The following is a 16,949-nucleotide window of genomic DNA, read 5'->3' on the forward strand; positions in this document are numbered from 1 at the left end:
CCACCACCGAAGCCAACGGAGCATTAAAGGCCATCACCGTGAACAGCAACGCCAAAATCCCCATCCCGCCCTTCAACCGGGTGCGGGGCGGAGCCGTCGACACCGAACCAGCCAACGGCCCGGGATTCGACTCAACAGCCGAATCTGCATTTGTATTCAAGGTTCCTCCAGTGATGCTCAACAACTTGCGACTTCTTTTGCATGTTGTGATGGAAATTGAGTTAAGGCCCCAAGTGGAAAAGTTGCCCAGCAAGGACGGCCCATGAGGTTATCGTTCCTGCGATCTGCAGTCCATCGTCGTCGACAAAGAAGCCCGGCGCTGTCGCAGGTTCGAATGGGGCTGGCTCGCCGGGGTAGCGGCCAGTACGCACATTGTGCCCAGCTCAGGCTTTATTGTGCTATAGACAACTATTCTTGTACCATCAGGTTCTTGTCAATAGTTTTTGTGATCTACATCTCAATCTGCCTAGAAAATTAACCCCAGAGCGTGAGAGGTGGGTCCATGGGGCTGGTGCAACTCGATGCGATCGCTTTTTCGCCGCAGGTAATGGCGTTGGAGCGCAGATCCACCCCCCCGGGGGAACTCGGGCCACCGACCGCGTCCAGCCCGACCGCGGGTTCCTACTCCCTTTGAAAAGACCCCACTGGCGGTGTCGCACCCGCATATCGCAGCAGTCTCGCGTCAAGTGCCGTGATGATGGCTGAGCCGCCGAATGCTCTCTGCTTGCAATCCGCCGCGCCCCGTAGCCAAGGAGAACTGATCCGGGTTGTCGCTCAAGCATTCAACGGCCACCGGGCTGAACAGGTCCTGCCCTATGGCAATAGGCGGCTGCTTGGCACCCCCACGGTTACGGAATGACGGTGATTCTGGATGACTGACTCTCAGACAGCTGGAAATTCAGGATCATGCCGTAGGGGCACCGCGATTCGGTACGTCGACAGCCCAGCCGCACCGCGGACCGAAATGCCGATTCCAGCCGGATTGCCGGACATTTGTCCTGCCGAGCCGAGTTGGCCCCCTTCGTCCATGGGTGCCCCGGTGGGCCACTTGTCAAGATCCAAGCCGGCAGCATGACTGGATTATCGTTTGGGCCAGCGAAGCTCCATGTCGCTTATTGGATAAACAATCCGGCGTAGCCACCTGCTTCTATGACTCGATGTGGTAACCGAGTTCTTGTTCGACTTTAGAGAGCGCGCGATCGAGACGAGCCAGGAGGTCATCAATTTCGTCTAGGGTTATTGTCAGGGCTGGCGCTATTTGGCAGGCGTCGTTAAAGCCGCCGGTCGCGACATAGATGACGAGTCCTTCGTCCATGGCTGCGTCCGCCACACGTCGCGCGAGCGATCCCTGGGGCACGAGCACTTCCTTGGTCCGTTTGTCTTGTACGAACTCAACTGAGTGCAGCATGCCGAGTCCCCGCGCCTCACCAACGAGTTCATGCTTATCGGCAAGTCTGCTCAGACCGTCAGCCAGATACTTTCCGGTGTCCGCGGCGCGGGCGATCAAATTGTCCTGAAATAGGACATCAATCACCGCGCTGGCGATTGCGATCGAAAGGGGGTTGCCCGCGTAAGTGTGCCCACCCAGAATCCTTCCGGATCCTCGGGTTAGAGTTTCGAGGATCTCCGCGTCCACCAAAGTTCCCGCGATGGGCGTATATCCTGCGCCCAACCCTTTGCCGATGGCCACGAGGTCGGGTTTGACGTTCCAGTGGTCAACTCCGAGCAGCTTCCCCGTTCGGCCCAAACCTGTCATGACCTCATCAGCGATCAACAGGACATCGTATTTATCGCACAGTTGGCGAAGACCTTTGACGTATGCATCCGGTGGGACGGTTGAGCCCAAGGTGGCGCCGCCTACGGGTTCAAAGATGACGCCGGCGAGCCTGTCCGCGTGCTCAGCGATAGCCCGCTCGGCCTGCTCAAGGAGTTTATGAGCGTATTCCTCCTCGCCAAGACCTTCACCCTCACGGTATAGATATGGTGCTGGCAGCTCGGCAAACGGGTAGGCCAGGTTCCCAGCAACTTGTCGCCGAGCGTGCCCAGATAGGGAGAGCGCCCCAAGGGTATTGCCGTGATAGCTTTTCGCCTGCGAGAGGAACCAATGCCTATCCTTGCCTTTTTCCCGATAGTACTGAAGGGCGAACTGCATTGCCGCTTCCACGGCTTCCGACCCCGAGTTGACGAACCAAACGCCGGCATACCCGGTGGCATCCGCAAGCCGGGCCGCCAGATGGTGGGTCGTCTCGGACGCAAAGGCGCCGCGGTGGATGTAAGTAACACGTTCCGCCTGAGTCTTCATCGCCTCAATCACGCGAGGGTTGGAATGCCCGATCGACGTCACCACGGCCCCCGAACAGCCATCCAAGTACCGGTTGCCGTCTGTATCGAAAAGCCATACGCCTTCCGCACGGTCAATGTTCGGCAGCTCGGCTCCCAACACGTTCTGGATCAATGCTGTACTCATTGAGAATCCTTTCAATGGAGAAGCTAGTTCTGTAGGAAGTTGAGTGCAGTGAATTCCGACTTCAAGGCAGGCTCTGCCCAAAGTTCCACTTTCGTTTCAGCAAAGTATTCTTCTCGCCCGCGGCCAACAGCGAAATCGACCACGACTGTCAGCTGGAGGATGATCACCGGGAGTCGGGTGCCCGCAGAAGCCGGGACGCCCGGCGCCCTGAAGACTTTCTGGGACATGCTGGGGCCGTTCTTTGAAGCAGCCTGGCACGAAGATCGAACCCAGAAGGGCCACACGTAGCCGCAGCCACGCGTCGCCATCAGGGGCTTTGACTACCCGTTCACACAATTGTTGTATCTCAGCATGCCTAATTCCTATTCGATGCACAAGGTCTATTGGTCATCCAATAACATGCGTGGAGATCATCCTCTTCCGCGGCCTTTACCGGGCGTTCTTCATCGCGGATGTCATTGAGGATCGGCCAACCGGGCCGGGAACAGGGGCATTTTGCCGAAAGCCTCTCGATTCAGTTGTGGATGCCAGGTCGGGTCCCAGCTCATGCCACGTTTAACCTGACCGCATCAGCCTCGCCTACTGTTTCCGAAGTCCTCGTATTGCTCAATCATTCAGTTGATCGAGCATTCTCATACGCCCTGGATCCGGGACTTGCGGTGTAGGTCTACCCATCAAGTTGTTGGTGTATCGCGGCCCCCTCGGAAGCGGCGTCGTTCTCTCGGAGCCTGGCGAGCAGAAGCGAAAGGCTCAAAGCTCAATCGGAGTTGACGTGGTCATTCTGCATAAGGGTTGCTGATACCGATGTATTGGACGGTGGTGTATTCAGCGATTCCCTCGGAGCCGCCTTCGCGACCGAGTCCTGACTGTTTGACGCCGCCGAAAGGGGCTGCGGCGTTGGATATTATGCCAGCGTTGAATCCAACCATTCCGCATTCGATCTGTTCAGCGACCCGGAGGAGCTTGTTGAAGTCCCGGCTGTAGAGGTAGCAGGCGAGTCCGTACTCGGAGGCATTGGCAAGCCTGATGGCGTCTTCTTCACTATTGAATGTGGTGACTGGAGCGACCGGGCCAAAGATTTCCTCTCGCAGAATGGCGGCATCATTGGGAACGTTAGCCAGGACAGTGGGCTGATAGAAGTAGCCGGCGCCTTGGACTGGTGAGCCGCCGGTGATGGCGAGGGCACCGGCATCAATGGCCGCTGTGACCAGGGAGTGGACGTCTTCACGTGCTCCGCCGTCGATCAAAGGTCCAACCTTGGTCTGGGGGTCGGTGCCGTGCCCTGTTGTCAGAGCGGCCATGGCAGCGGCGAACTCCTGCGTGAATTCCTCTGCGACCGCCTCGTGGACCAGGAAGCGGTTAGCTGCGGTGCAGGCTTCACCCATGTTCCGCATTTTGGCTGCCATCGCGCCTTCAACGGCCGCTTCGAGATCAGCATCCTCAAACACGATGAAGGGGGCGTTCCCGCCGAGCTCCATGGAAGTACGGAGCACGTTCTGCGAGGCATCGGCCATGAGCCGCTTTCCGACCGGGGTGGATCCTGTGAAGGAGACCTTACGCAGTCTGGAGTCCTTCAGCAGTGGTCCGGAAATTCCCGAAGCCGAGGAGGACGCCACGACGTTGAGGACTCCGGGAGGCAGGCCCGCGTCCAGCATGGTCTGGGCGAAATACTGGGCCGTCAAGGGAGTGAGCTTGGCTGGTTTCAGCACCATGGTGCAGCCAGCTGCGACCGCTGGGGCCACTTTGCGGGTGGCCATCGCTAGAGGAAAGTTCCATGGAGTGATGAGCAGACAGGGGCCGACGGGTTTGTGCTGAACCAGAATCTTGTTCTTACCCTCGGGTGTGGTCAGATAGCGGCCGTAGTCGCGCACGGCTTCCTCGGAAAACCAGCGCAGAAACTCGGCTCCATAGGTCACTTCACCGCGGGCTTCAGCCAGTGGCTTTCCCATTTCCAGGGTTATGAGCAGTGCGAAGTCTTCAGCGCGTTCGGTGACGAGGTCGAAGGCCCCACGGAGGATTTCGGCCCGGACCCGCGGCGCGGTCCTGGCCCATGAGACTTGGGCGGCGTCGGCTGCGTCCAAGGCGGCGAGAGCGTCGGCGCTCGTGGCAGAGGCCAGCGTGGCTAGCAACTTTTCTGTTGCGGGGTCCTGCACATCGAATGTCCCGCCATCGGATGCGTCCCGCCACTGGCCGTTTATAAGGAGTCCGGTGGGAACCGAGGCCAGGAGTGCGGCTTCGTGGTCGGAGGAGAGTACGGTTACGGTGGTCATGAAAAGTCCCTCAGAATTAGTTATGACCGGTGGTTGAGCCCCGTTGGAAGAGGTTTATCTAGGCCCAACCACCGGGGCTTAGTAGCTGGCGCGGATGGTGCTGTCTGCGCCGTGAATGTATGTTTCCGCGAAGCCTTCCGAGGCCCTGGCGAGCATGGCGACATCGGCGCCGACCAGCACGAAGGAGGCGCCGGCGTCGAGATACGCGCGGGCTGTGTCCGGGTTGAAGGCGTTGACGCCGGCTGGCTTGCCTGCCGCTGTGGCGGCCTGGATGCAGCGTTCGACGGCGGCCCTCACCTCGGGATGTTCCTGCTGTCCCAGCACGCCCATTGAGGCAGCGAGGTCCGAGGGCCCGAGGAAGATGCCGTCCACGCCATCGACGGCCAGGATCTCCTCGACGGCCTCGACGGCTGCTGCGGATTCGATCTGGACGGTGACGCTGACGGTGCCACCGGCCTGGGCCAGATAGTCAGGGACCCGGTTCCAGCGCGATGCCCTGGCCAGCGCCGAGCCGACCCCGCGCACACCGTGCGGCGGGTAGCGGACCGCGGCCACCGCGACGGCCGCTTCTTCGGCGGAGTTGACCATGGGAACCAGCAGGTTCTGCACACCGAGGTCCAGGTACTGCTTGATGACCACGGTGTCGTTGACCGGTGGCCGGACCATGGCCTGGACGGGATAGCCGTGCATCGCCTGGAGTTGGGCGAGGATCGATTCGAGTCCGTTGGGGCTGTGCTCGGCGTCGATCAGTACCCAGTCCAGGCCCGAACCTGCGCAGATCTCGGCCACCAGGGGGCTGCCGGAGCACACCCACATGCCGGCCAGGGGTCGTCCTGCGGAAGCGAGGGCCGAGTAGAAGGTGGGACTCAGCTGAAATGGCATGTCACTGCTCCCAAGGGTCCATAGTCGGCGTGGACGGTATCACCTTTGTACACCCACAAGGGCCGGGTGAAGGAGCCGGCCAGGATGATGTCGCCGGCTTTCATCGAATCCCCGTGCGCGGCGATCTTGTTGGCCAGCCAGTGCACCCCGTTGGCCGGGTGGTCGAGGACGCCGGCTGCGACTCCGGTCTCCTCCACGGTCTGGTTCTTGTACAGGATCGCGGAGACCCAGCGGAGGTCGACGGCGTCCGGCTTTACGGGCCGGCCGCCGATCACCATGGCACCCATCGCGGCGTTGTCCGAGATCGTGTCCACGATGGTCCGGCCCTCCATTTCGATCCTGGAGTCCAGGATTTCGAGGGCCGGAACCACGTAGTCGGTGGCGTTGAGGACGTCGAAAATAGTGCAGCCGGGGCCCTTGAGCCCGGACTTCAGGACAAAGGCCAGCTCTACCTCCACCCGGGGGTGCGTGTATTGGTCCCATTCCACGGAGCATCCGGTTTCCAGGACCATGTCATCGAAAATCGCGCCATAGTCCGGCTCCGTGATGCCTGTGGCGGCCTGCATGGCCTTGGACGTGAGGCCGATCTTCCGCCCCACCAACGTGCGTCCGGCTTCCTCGTTGCGCTGGCGCCACAACTGCTGCACGGCGTAGGAATCCTCCACCGTCATGTCCGGGTAGCGGGCGGTCAGGCGCGGCACCGGTTTGCGGTTCCGGTGGGCTTCAAGGAGTTCGTCGGCAATGGCTTCAATCGTTGCGGGGTCAAGCACGGATGTGCTCCTTTGCGGGCTAAGTGATGGTAGTTTTTTATGCGGATCTACAGGCCCAAATGCTGGCCCCAGCATGCCGGCGAACTGGGACCAGCGGACCATGGCTAGACCTGTGCGCCGAGTTTGAAGCCGTCAGCTGCTGCCCCTTCGGTGGGGCGGGTGTAGGAGAAGCCGTCCGCGCCGACGGTGACGGCCATTTCGGACTTGTCTTCGCGTTCGATCACCGGCTGGGGGTTGCCATCGAGGTCCAGCACCAGGGAGGCCTCGGTGTACCAGGACGGGACGACGGGGTTGCCCCACCAGTCGCGGCGCTGGTTATCGTGGACGTCCCAGGTGACAGTGGGGTTGTCGGGGTCGCCGGTGTAGTAGTCCTGGGTGTAGATCTCCACGCGGTGGCCGTCCGGGTCCAGGATGTAGAGGTAGAACGCGTTGGAGACTCCGTGGCGTCCGGGGCCGCGCTCGATGCGGTCGCTGATGCGCAGGGCACCCATCTTGTCGCAGATCTGGATGATGTTGTGCTTCTCGTGGGTGGAGAACGCGATGTGGTGCAGGCGCGGGCCGTTGCCACCGGTCAGGGCAGTGTCGTGTACGGTCTGCTTGCGGTGCATCCAGGCGGCGTAAGTGACGCCGTCGGAATCCTTGATGTCTTCGGAGACACGGAAGCCGAGGTCCTCGAGGTACTTGCGGCCGCGCGGAACGTCCGGGGTGACCTGGTTGAAGTGGTCCAGGCGGACCAGTTCGCCGGCGGAGTAGAGGTCGTAACGCTGGGTGAGGCGCTCGACGTGTTCGACGTCGTAGAAGAACTCGTAGGGGAAGCCCAGCGGGTCCTCGACGCGGACGGAATCGCCGACGCCCTTGGTGAAGCCTTCCTTGCGGCGCTCGACGCGGCAGCCCAGTTCGCGGTAGTAGGCTTCGGCGGCGTCGACTTCTGCCGGGGACTTCACCCGGTAGGCGAAGGCAGCGGCTGCGGCAACCGGGCCCTTGCGGAGCACCAGGTTGTGGTGGATGAACTCCTCGAAGGAGCGCAGGTAGATGGTGTTCTCGTCCTCTTCGGTGACGTGCAGGCCGAGGAGGTCCACGTAGAAGGCGCGGGACTTTTCCAGGTCCGTGACCACGAGTTCCAGGTACGCGCAGCGGACGATGTCCGGAGCCGGAACGCTAGGGGTAGGGATCGGGCCGGTGAAGGGGTTGCTCATGATGGTCTCTCTTCTTCGAAAGGGTTTTGGGAGATTTTTAGCTGTCGCTGGTTGCGGCAGCATCCTTGACGTTTCCGAACTTGGGGGAGTGGGCTTCGTTGAGGTTGATCTGCACGGACTGCTGGGTAGTGTAGAAGTCGATCGAGCGGTAGCCGCCCTCACGGCCCAAGCCGGAGGCCTTGACGCCGCCGAACGGGGTGCGGAGGTCCCGGACGTTGTTGGAATTCAGCCAGACCATGCCAGATTCGATGCCGTGCGCGAAGTTGTGGGCGCGCTTGAGGTTTTCGGTCCAGACGTAGGCGGCCAGCCCGTACTTGGTGTTGTTCGCCAGTTCGAGTGCTTCTTCGTCCGTATCGAACGGGGTGATGGCCACGACGGGACCGAAGATTTCCTCCTGGAAGATCCGCGCGTCAGGCGCCACATCCGCAAATACGGTCGGTGCGACATAGTTCCCGGTGGGGAACCCCTCGGCGCGGCCGCCGCCGGCCAGGAGCCTGCCCTCGGTTTTGCCGATCTCGATGTAGCTCAGGACTTTTTCGCAGTGGCTCGGGTGGACGAGGGAGCCTACTTCAGTCTTGGGGTCGCTAGGAAGACCGACGACGATGTTCTTGGCGCGTTCGGCGAAGCGGGTTACGAAGTCATCGTAGATGTCTCGGTGCACCAGAACCCGGGACCCTGCGGTGCAACGTTCCCCGTTCAGTGAAAAGACGCCGAAAACAGTTGCGTCGAGGGCCGCTTCGATGTCGGCGTCGGCGAAGACCACAGCCGGGGACTTGCCGCCGAGTTCGAGGGAGAGGCTCTTGAACTGGGGTGCAGCGGCGGTGGAGATGGTGGCTCCGGTGGAGCTGTCGCCGGTGAAGGAAATGATCGGGACATCCGGGTGCTTGACCAGGTAGTCGCCAGCGACGCTGCCCGATCCAAAAATCAGGTTAAAGACGCCGTCCGGCAGGCCCGCTTCGCGGAAAATCTCAGGCCAAAGCACGGCGGAGAGCGGGGTGTAGCTGGCAGGCTTCATCACCACGGTGTTGCCCGTGGCGATGGCAGGTGCGAGCTTCCAGGACTCCTGCATGAAGGGGACGTTCCACGGGGTGATCAAACCGGCGACGCCGATCGGCTTGCGGTTGACGTAGTTGATCTGACGGCCCGGGACCTTGAACGCGTTGTCTTCCTGGGCCACGATCAGGTCCGCGAAGAAGCGGAAGTTCTCCGCTGCGCGACGCGCCTGGCCCTTTGCCTGCTTGATCGGGAGGCCGGAGTCAAAGCTTTCCAAGAGTGCGAGTTCGTCGTCACGTGATTCGACGATGTCAGCGATCTTGTGCAGCACGCGGGAGCGTTCACGGGGCAGCATCTTGGACCACGGCCCTTCTGTGAAGGCGCGCTTGGCAGCGGCCACAGCAAGATCAACATCTTCATGCTGGGCTGCAGCTGCGGTGGCGTAGTTCTGGTTGGATACGGGGTCCTGGACGTCGAAAGTCTTCCCGGAGACCGAGTCAACAAATTGACCGTCGATGAAGTGCTGAAGATGTGTAGGAAGATTCTCGGGCACGAGGTGTTTTGCTTCGCTGGCGATAGTGGTAGTCATCCTTGATGTCCTATCTGAATAATCGGGAGTAGCAGAGACGGGTGTCAGCTGTGGGCGAGGTAGGCGTCGAGGGTGGCGGCGCGGTGTTGGCGGGCTGCTTTTTCGATGGTGTCGGCGTCGGCCCCGGACTCGATGAGCTGGAGCAGGGCCTCGTGTTCGCGCACGGATTCCTGTGCCCTGCCGGGCACGAAACGGAACGTGGACGAGCGCAGGGACGCCAGCCGGTTCCAGCCCCGGTGCACGAGGTCGAGGATGTGCGGGTTGGGGCAGTGTTCAAAGAGGACGCTGTGGAAGTCCTGGTTCAGTGCGGTGAAGCGCATGGGATCGAAGTGTTCCAGGCACTCGCGCATCTCGGCGTTGACGGCGCGTGCCCTGGCGATGGTGGCGGGGTCGATCAGCGGCGCCGACAACGCCGTGGCCGCGCCTTCCACGATGCTCAGTGTCTGCATCGTGTAGAGGTACTCGGTGGGGTTGATTCCCGAAACCGTGGCTCCGATATTGCGTTCGAACTTCACCAGGCCCTCGGCCTCGAGGCGGCGGATCGCTTCGCGGACAGGGACCACGCTGAAGCCAAGGTCCTCGGCGATCTTGGCAAGCACCAGCCGGTAACCCGGCGTGTAGGTGCCCTCCACGATCCGCGCCTTTACGGCTTCATAGGCCTGCTGGGACTTGCTTTGGGGATTGGCTTGCACAGCAGAGCTCCCGACGGCGGTTTCAGTCACCGTAGGCTCCTTCCGTGGCTTCCCATGCCTTATAGCGGGCCTGCCATTCGGCGTTCATCGGGTACAGCCCATCCACACTGTTGCCCTCCTGGACCATCTGGAAGATGAACATCTCCTCTTTCTCCTGCGCGATGCAGTCGTCCACGAGTTCCTCCACGATCGCCGGTGGGATGACCAGGATGCCGTCGGAGTCGGCCACGATGATGTCGCCGGGCTGGACGGTTGCTCCTCCGCAGGCGATGGTGACGTCGGTGTCCCAGGGAATGTGGCGCCGGCCAAGTACGGCTGGGTGCGGGTTGGCGAAGTAGGTGGGCATCTCCAGATCGGCCACGGTGGAGAAGTCGCGGACACCGCCGTCGGTGATGATCGCCGCGGCCCCGCGGACCTGGGCGCGCAGGGCAAGGATGTCACCCACCGTGCCCGTTCCCTTTTCGCCGCGGGCTTCCATGACCAGGATTTCGCCCTCGTTCACGGAGTCGATGGCGCGCTTTTGGGCATTGAAACCGCCGCCGTGGGTCTTGAAAAGGTCCTCGCGGTTGGGCACGTAGCGAAGGGTCCGGGCCAGGCCCACCACCTTGCGGTCCGGGCGGGTGGCCTGCAGGCCATCGATACTGACGTTATTCAGCCCACGCTTGCGGAGCTGGGAGGACAGGGTCGCGGTAGCAACGGACTCGAGCTTGGCCTTCAGCTCAGGCGACAAACCCGTGGAAGCGGGCGCCAGTCCGGCGGCTTCGCGGGAGCCGTACGCCTCTTCCCGCTGCGTGTCATCAGTCTTGGGTTGGGCACCAAAGTCCGCGAACGGCGTCGTACCTTCCGTCACTTTGGTGGTGAGGCGGCCGATGCTGAAATCACCAGCGGTGACCTCGATTTCGACGACGTCCCCCGGCTTGGCGACCGAAGCTCCGGCCGGGGTGCCGGTCAGGATGATGTCGCCCTCTTCCAAGGTCAGCAGTTGGGACAGGTCGGCGACGAGTTGGGCGAAGGGGAAGAGCAGGTCCTCCGTGGTGTCGTCCTGGACCAGTTCGCCGTTGTGCCAAGTGCGGATCCGCAGCTGCGTGGGATCGACGGCGTCGGCGGGGAGCAATACCGGACCAACGGGAGTGAAGCCGTCGCCACCCTTGGACCGGACGTTCGAGCCCTTGTCCGCGTAGCGGAGATCGTAAACCCCGAGATCGTTCGAAGCGGTCACCCACTGGACGTGGCTCCAGGCATCTTCCAGTCCAACCCGCCGGGCCGCCTTGCCGATCACCAGCGCGATCTCACCCTCATAACCCAGCAGCTCACAACCCGCCGGCCGCTCCACCGTACCCGGGGCATCCGATGAGCCGAGCGCCAGGGAGGACGGCGGCTTCAGGAAGTACGACGGCTGCTGCGGAGTGCGCCCACGCTGCGCGGCGCGGCTGGGGTAATTGATGTGGACGGCAATGACTTTGCCCGTCCGATCCAGTACATCCTGGCCAAGCTCCTGCGTCCGGAACTCCACTGTCACGGGGTCTCCAATCAAGCACTATATCGAGTATCAAATCGTATACGAATATGATGTACAACGATTATTATTTAGTCAACAGTGACATATATCACTTGTACAGGGGCTCCCGCATGCCGTAGAGTCCCACACCAAACAGCAATTGTTCGTTTATCGAACGAGCAGTTATATAATCGAACAGCTTACGACGAAGTGAGGAAAGCCCGTGCAGTTCCACCACCACGGTTATGTTTCAGGTGACCCGCGGGTCGAGCCCGCCGCCGGCGTCGGAATCAACCGGCCGGCCGGGCTCCCGGACGAAGTCGACGTCCTTATCGTGGGCACCGGCCCTGCAGGGATGTTGACGGCCGCCCAGTTGTCGCAGTTCCCGGGAGTAACCACCCGCATCATCGAGCGTCGTCCGGGCCGCTTGGCGATTGGCCAGGCTGACGGCATCCAGGCCCGCAGCGTCGAGACGTTCCAGGCGTTCGGCTTCGCAGAGCGGATCACAGCCGAGGCCTACCGCATCACAGAGATGGCGTTCTGGAAGCCGGACCCGGCCGATCACACGAAGATTGTCCGGGCCGCCCGTGCCGTGGACGACCCGGCCGGTATCAGCGAGTTCCCGCACCTGATCGTGAACCAGGCCCGCGTGCTGGACTACTTCGCAGAGTTCATGGCCAACTCCCCCACACGCATGGTCCCGGACTTTGGATATGAGTTCGTGGGCTTGAAGGTCACAGGCGAGGGCGAATACCCCGTGGAGGTGACCGTCCTTCACACCTCCGGCGCGGGGGAAGGCCAGCAGCGGGTTATTCGGGCCAAGTATGTCGTTGGCGCGGACGGAGCGAGAAGCAAGGTCCGCGAGTCCATTGGCTGCCATCTGGCCGGGGACCAGGCCAACCACGCCTGGGGCGTCATGGACGTGCTGGCAGTGACGGACTTCCCGGACATCCGCACCAAGTGCGCCATCCAGTCCGGCTCCGGTGGCAGCATCCTGCTGATTCCCCGCGAGGGCGGGCACCTGTTCCGGATGTACGTTGACCTGGGTGAGGTCGCTGCCGATGACCACGGCGCGGTGCGCAAGACCACCATTGACCAGATCATCGCCAAGGCCAACGACATCCTCCACCCCTACACCCTCGATGTCCGCAACGTGGCCTGGCACAGCGTGTACGAAGTCGGGCACCGGCTTACGGACAGGTTCGACGACGTCCTGCCGGACGAACGCGGCACGCGCACCCCGCGCGTCTTCATCACCGGCGACGCCTGCCACACCCACTCCGCCAAGGCCGGGCAAGGCATGAACGTCTCCATGCAGGACGGATTCAACATCGGCTGGAAACTCGGCCACGTCCTCGAAGGCCGGTCCCCGGAATCGCTGCTGGACACCTACTCCGCCGAACGCCAGGTCGTGGCCAAGAACCTGATCGACTTCGATAAGGAATGGTCCACCCTCATGGCCAAGAAGCCCGAGGAATTCAAGGACCCCACCGAACTGGAAACCTTCTACACCAGCACCGCGGAGTTCCCGGCCGGGTTCATGACCCAGTACGCCCCCTCGATGCTCGTTGCCGAAGCAACCCACCAGCACCTCGCAGCCGGATTCCTCGTAGGCAAACGCTTCAAGTCAGCACCCGTGCAGAGGGTCTGTGACACCAACCCCATGCACCTGGGCCACCACGCCAAAGCCGACGGACGCTGGCGCATCTACGTCTTCGCCGACGCCAACCCAGCAGGCGCCCCCGGTGCCGTGGCGGACCTGGCCCAGTGGCTGGACACCGCACCCGACTCCCCGCTGGCCGCAACGCCGTCGAGCCTTGACCGCGACGCCTGGTTCGACATCAAGGTGATCTACCAGCAAGACCACACCGGAGTGGACATCAACGCCGTCCCCGCGGTCTTCAAACCCACCGTCGGACCCTTCAAACTCACCTACCTCGAAAAAGTCTTCGGCACCGACCCCGGCAACGACATCTTCGAGGCCCGCGGCCTCAGCCGCGACGGCGCCATCGTCGTGGTGCGCCCGGACCAATACGTCGCCAACGTCCTGCCCCTGACAGCAACAGCAGAACTCGGAGAATTTTTCGCGCGGCTGCTTTCCGCGGCGGAAAGCGCAACGACAAAGGACGCCGATGAACTCAGCCACGCCTGAAAACCCGACGCAGAAACCCGGCAGCCGCAAGCACGGATTCTGCTTCAGAAGCTGATCTTGGAACCCCAAGGGATCGTCCGCATCGGAGGGCGTTAAGCAGCAGCACGCCGACCTGGACCGACAGCCCTGTGCTGCTCTGCGGCACGGACTACTGGATTGACGAGTCGACGAAGCATCCATGGAAGGCTTGCCACTTGCTACCGCGGGAACCTTCAGCCCTGATGCGATTCACCACCTCGACTGAACCTTCTAGGAAGCCGGTAAGACCATGACTCGTTTGTGCAAGCGCCGAGCAGTAGAGGAGCAGCCCTGCGGCCTGGCAGCCCTTTAGGAAACGGGAGGCTGCTAACGCTCAGTTAGGGTGTGTCCACCGTCATCGATCCGCTGTGTCACCTCATCAAGGGGTGGGGGTGGGCAGGAAGGGCGGACGCAAGATCCTAAGTACCGACAGGTTGCCTGACATTTTTGGAAACAAGCATCAATACCAATCGGTCAACAACTCTTGTTCACCGTACAAGGGTATGCAAAAATGATTTTAAAGTTCCCGGGCAACTTCGCCCACAACTGAAGGAAAACCATGTCTCAACGAGGTGTCTCACAGGGTAATGGGTCCTTGTTCAGTGATTCTGGGCAGGATGGCCTGATGCACCGTGTCTTCTTGCGCGGCGAGGGATTTGGATTCGAAGATGTCCGACGTAATCCCGTCATCGGTATCGCTACCAGCGCAAGCGAGCTGAATCCTTGCAACGCAGGTCTCGCCGAGCTTTCGAAGTTCGTCAAGGAGGGGATTACCGCTGCCGGTGGACTCGCCTTGGAGTTTCCCACTATCTCCATATCGGAGCCGTTTACGAGACCGACCAGTCTCTACCTGCGCAACTTGATGTCAATGGACGTCGAAGAAATGATATCGACGGCCCCCATCGATGGCGTCGTCCTGCTTGGAGGCTGCGACAAGACAATCCCTGCCCAAATCATGGGCGCCCTCAGCGCCAACAAGCCTGCAGTCCTGGTTGCCGCGGGCCCCCGGCCCGTGTCATGTTTCGGATCAAACCGCTCCTTCACTATTGATGATGTGTGGCCCATGTGCGACAAGCGGCGTGTAGGGGAAGTCTCTGATTCCGAGTGGGAGGAACTCGAAGGCGCCGTCAACGTCGGTGTAGGTACATGCAATGTGCTTGGCACCGCGACAACGATGGCTGCCATCGCCGAGATGCTCGGGTTCGCCCTGCCGGGTTCCACGCTCCCGCCCGCTGCGAGCCAGGAACGCTGCGATGTTGCACGGAGGACCGGCGAGCAGATTGTGGCAACGATCCGGGCAGCGACCAGGCCCCGGGATCTGGTTACGGAAGCGGCGCTGGAGAACGCATTCCGTATCGTGACTGCGTTGGGTGGGTCAACCAATGCCCTCATCCATTTGGAGGCAATTGCGGGGCGCGCCGGCCATCGCATCGGGATTGAGAACTTTGGACGATGGTCCGCAGAAACGCCTTACCTGGCCAATGTGCGCCCCGGTGGGGAGCTGTTGCTGGAAGACCTTCAGAAGGCTGGCGGAATCCCAGCGGTTGTAAACAGAATCAGCGATTTGCTTGATACGAGTACTACTACAGCCACTGGAAAAACCTGGGATGAGCTACTCAGCGGAAGCCGCTTCGATGACCACCCGGCCATAGCTGCGCGTAACAAGCCGCTTTCTCCACGGGGCGGACTTGTGACCTTGCGCGGAAGTCTGGCGCCGAGAGGGGCCGTTTTGAAGATAGCAGGGGCGCATGAGCCCGCACTGCAGCATCATCGGGGGCGGGTTGTCGTCTTCGAGGGCTTGGAAGATCTCAACCGTCGCATCGATAACGAGGATCTGGACGTGGATAAGGACAGCATCTTGGTCCTGCGGGGACTAGGAGTTCACGGCGCTCCAGGAATGCCGGAAGTGGGCCACATCCCGATCCCTGCGAAACTTCACCGGCAGGGTGTACGTGACATGGTGAGAATATCGGATGCCCGGATGAGCGGAACCTCTACGGGTACGGTAGTCGTCCACGTCACTCCTGAAGCGGTCGCAGGAGGTCCTTTGGGGATTCTACGTACTGGGGATGAAGTTGAACTCAACACGACCGCCGGCACGTTGGATCACTTCCTGACGGATGAGGAGGTGGCCAAGAGGACACCGTTGGGAAATCCTCATCGTCCCACCCGAGGCTTTTCCTGGCTGCATCAGAATCAAGTCTTGCAGGCTGACTTTGGATGCGATTTTCAATTCCTGCTTGCCGACGAAGCGCGCGAGCCGAAGCCCAGTTCTGCATCTGGAAGGGCACACCCATGAAATTATTCAATCCGTCAACCCCAAACGGAAGTGAACCGGAGGAAGTCCGTCCCGCCGTCGGGTTCCTTGGTCCTGGAGCAATGGGGGCCGGAATGGTGTCCCGCTTGCTTGCCGAGGGATATGAAGTGCACATATGGGCCCGGCGGCCATCGAAGGCCCAACGTCTTGTGGACCTCGGGGCAGTCATGGAGTCCTCACCGGCGGACGTCGTATCGGCGGCACCCGTAGTTATTGGCTGTTTGCTCGATAGTGACGTGATTCGTGAGCTCTACCTCGGACCTTCAGGAGATGATGGCATAGTGGCTCACGCGCGCGCGGGCCAGGTCTTCATTGAACATGCCACTTTCGACCCTGGATTGGCACTTGAAATTTCCCGTTCCCTCGGTCAACGCGGAGCTGCGTTCTTGGACGCACCTGTTTCGGGGGGGCCCAGCGGCGCTTTGGCCGGAACTCTCGTTTCCATGGTGGGTGGAAGCACCTCGACCCTCCGTGCAGTTGCATCCATTTTGGGCAGTTACTGCGCGAAACTGAAGCATGCGGGGGAGATTGGAAGCGGACTGCGGCTCAAGCTCATTAACCAACTCCTCGTCTCAGTGCATGCAGTGGCAGCAGCCGAAGCCAGTGCTCTGGCGATCAATGCTGGAATTGATGGGAAGACGGCACATGACGCGTTGATGGGCGGGTGGGCCGCAAGCACGATGTTGGACCTTCAGATGCCGAAGGCATATGCAGCAGATTTTTCGAGCGGGGGAGCTTCGACAGGCGGACTGCTGGAGGTTCAACGACTAGTCTCCGAGATGATCTCCCAGTCCGGGACTTCCTCGGAGCTACTGGGGCCCGTGCGGAAGGTATTCCAGTCGGTCTCGGACTCAGGACATGCAGACGACGGCTTCTCTGCACTCCTCCTTCATTACCTGGGGGAGGACGCTACTATTCGGCGGTCTGCAGAAACCGCGCTACAGTAGCGCCACCGCGAGGTGCTGCCCGGCGCTGCTTGATGGAATGCCATGGACAGCGGCGCCGGGCAGCATCAGTACTTGCTGGCGCCACCCAATCGGTTCCACGACAGCGCGGGTAATCAAGGGCGCAGCGCCTGCGTACCAAAAAGTGCACCGCTTGGGGT

13 protein-coding genes are annotated in these 16,949 nt (G+C 61.4%); 4 read left to right on the plus strand and 9 right to left on the minus strand.

The features are described 5' to 3' along the window. The coding region (locus ACIPY2_RS21450; RefSeq protein WP_400268427.1) for a hypothetical protein at positions 1-266 on the plus strand (266 nt) is incomplete at its 5' end. An 881-nt stretch (positions 267-1,147) separates the two neighbouring features. On the opposite strand, the gene ACIPY2_RS21455 is transcribed toward ACIPY2_RS21450, so the two are convergent. From ACIPY2_RS21455 to ACIPY2_RS21495, 9 genes are all read right to left on the minus strand, one after another. After that, positions 1,148-2,467: an aminotransferase class III-fold pyridoxal phosphate-dependent enzyme gene (locus ACIPY2_RS21455; protein WP_400268428.1), complete on the minus strand. Its 1,320-nt coding sequence runs from the start codon at positions 2,465-2,467 to the stop codon at positions 1,148-1,150. Between the two features lie 23 nt (positions 2,468-2,490). Then, positions 2,491-2,694, minus strand: coding sequence for a hypothetical protein (locus ACIPY2_RS21460; RefSeq protein WP_400268429.1), 204 nt, complete (start codon positions 2,692-2,694; stop codon positions 2,491-2,493). A 549-nt stretch (positions 2,695-3,243) separates the two neighbouring features. Further along, positions 3,244-4,737 (minus strand): NAD-dependent succinate-semialdehyde dehydrogenase, encoded by a 1,494-nt coding sequence (locus ACIPY2_RS21465; protein ID WP_400268430.1) that lies wholly within the window; start codon positions 4,735-4,737, stop codon positions 3,244-3,246. A 78-nt stretch (positions 4,738-4,815) separates the two neighbouring features. Continuing rightward, complete coding sequence (locus ACIPY2_RS21470; protein WP_400268431.1) at positions 4,816-5,619, minus strand: HpcH/HpaI aldolase/citrate lyase family protein; 804 nt, start codon at positions 5,617-5,619, stop codon at positions 4,816-4,818. Further along, on the minus strand, positions 5,604-6,389 hold the full coding sequence (hpaH, locus tag ACIPY2_RS21475; protein WP_400268432.1) for a 2-oxo-hept-4-ene-1,7-dioate hydratase: 786 nt from the start codon (positions 6,387-6,389) through the stop codon (positions 5,604-5,606). The genes ACIPY2_RS21470 and hpaH overlap by 16 nt, the downstream gene beginning before the upstream one ends. A gap of 104 nt (positions 6,390-6,493) precedes the next feature. Continuing rightward, the gene (gene hpaD, locus ACIPY2_RS21480) at positions 6,494-7,585 is read right to left on the minus strand and encodes a 3,4-dihydroxyphenylacetate 2,3-dioxygenase (RefSeq protein WP_400268433.1); all 1,092 of its coding nucleotides are present in this window, start codon (positions 7,583-7,585) and stop codon (positions 6,494-6,496) included. Positions 7,586-7,622: 37 nt separating this feature from the next. After that, entirely contained in the window at positions 7,623-9,167 is a 1,545-nt protein-coding gene (gene hpaE, locus ACIPY2_RS21485; RefSeq protein ID WP_400268434.1) for a 5-carboxymethyl-2-hydroxymuconate semialdehyde dehydrogenase, read from the minus strand. A gap of 44 nt (positions 9,168-9,211) precedes the next feature. Continuing rightward, positions 9,212-9,889, minus strand: coding sequence for a GntR family transcriptional regulator (locus ACIPY2_RS21490; protein ID WP_400268435.1), 678 nt, complete (start codon positions 9,887-9,889; stop codon positions 9,212-9,214). Beyond that, entirely contained in the window at positions 9,882-11,378 is a 1,497-nt protein-coding gene (locus ACIPY2_RS21495) for a fumarylacetoacetate hydrolase family protein (RefSeq protein ID WP_400268436.1), read from the minus strand. Before ACIPY2_RS21495 ends, ACIPY2_RS21490 begins: the two co-directional genes overlap by 8 nt. 202 nt (positions 11,379-11,580) lie before the next feature. Between ACIPY2_RS21495 and ACIPY2_RS21500 the strand changes: the two genes are divergently transcribed. The 3 genes from ACIPY2_RS21500 (at position 11,581) to ACIPY2_RS21510 (ending at position 16,791) form a co-directional block, all read left to right on the plus strand. Further along, positions 11,581-13,509, plus strand: coding sequence for an FAD-binding monooxygenase (locus ACIPY2_RS21500; RefSeq protein ID WP_400268437.1), 1,929 nt, complete (start codon positions 11,581-11,583; stop codon positions 13,507-13,509). A 577-nt stretch (positions 13,510-14,086) separates the two neighbouring features. After that, complete coding sequence (locus tag ACIPY2_RS21505) at positions 14,087-15,826, plus strand: dihydroxy-acid dehydratase (protein WP_400268438.1); 1,740 nt, start codon at positions 14,087-14,089, stop codon at positions 15,824-15,826. Beyond that, positions 15,823-16,791 (plus strand): NAD(P)-dependent oxidoreductase, encoded by a 969-nt coding sequence (locus tag ACIPY2_RS21510; RefSeq protein WP_400268439.1) that lies wholly within the window; start codon positions 15,823-15,825, stop codon positions 16,789-16,791. Before ACIPY2_RS21505 ends, ACIPY2_RS21510 begins: the two co-directional genes overlap by 4 nt. Positions 16,792-16,949 lie beyond the last annotated feature (158 nt).

Source organism: Paenarthrobacter sp. NPDC089675, assembly GCF_044749185.1.
In the GTDB taxonomy this organism is placed as follows: Bacteria; Actinomycetota; Actinomycetes; order Actinomycetales; family Micrococcaceae; genus Arthrobacter.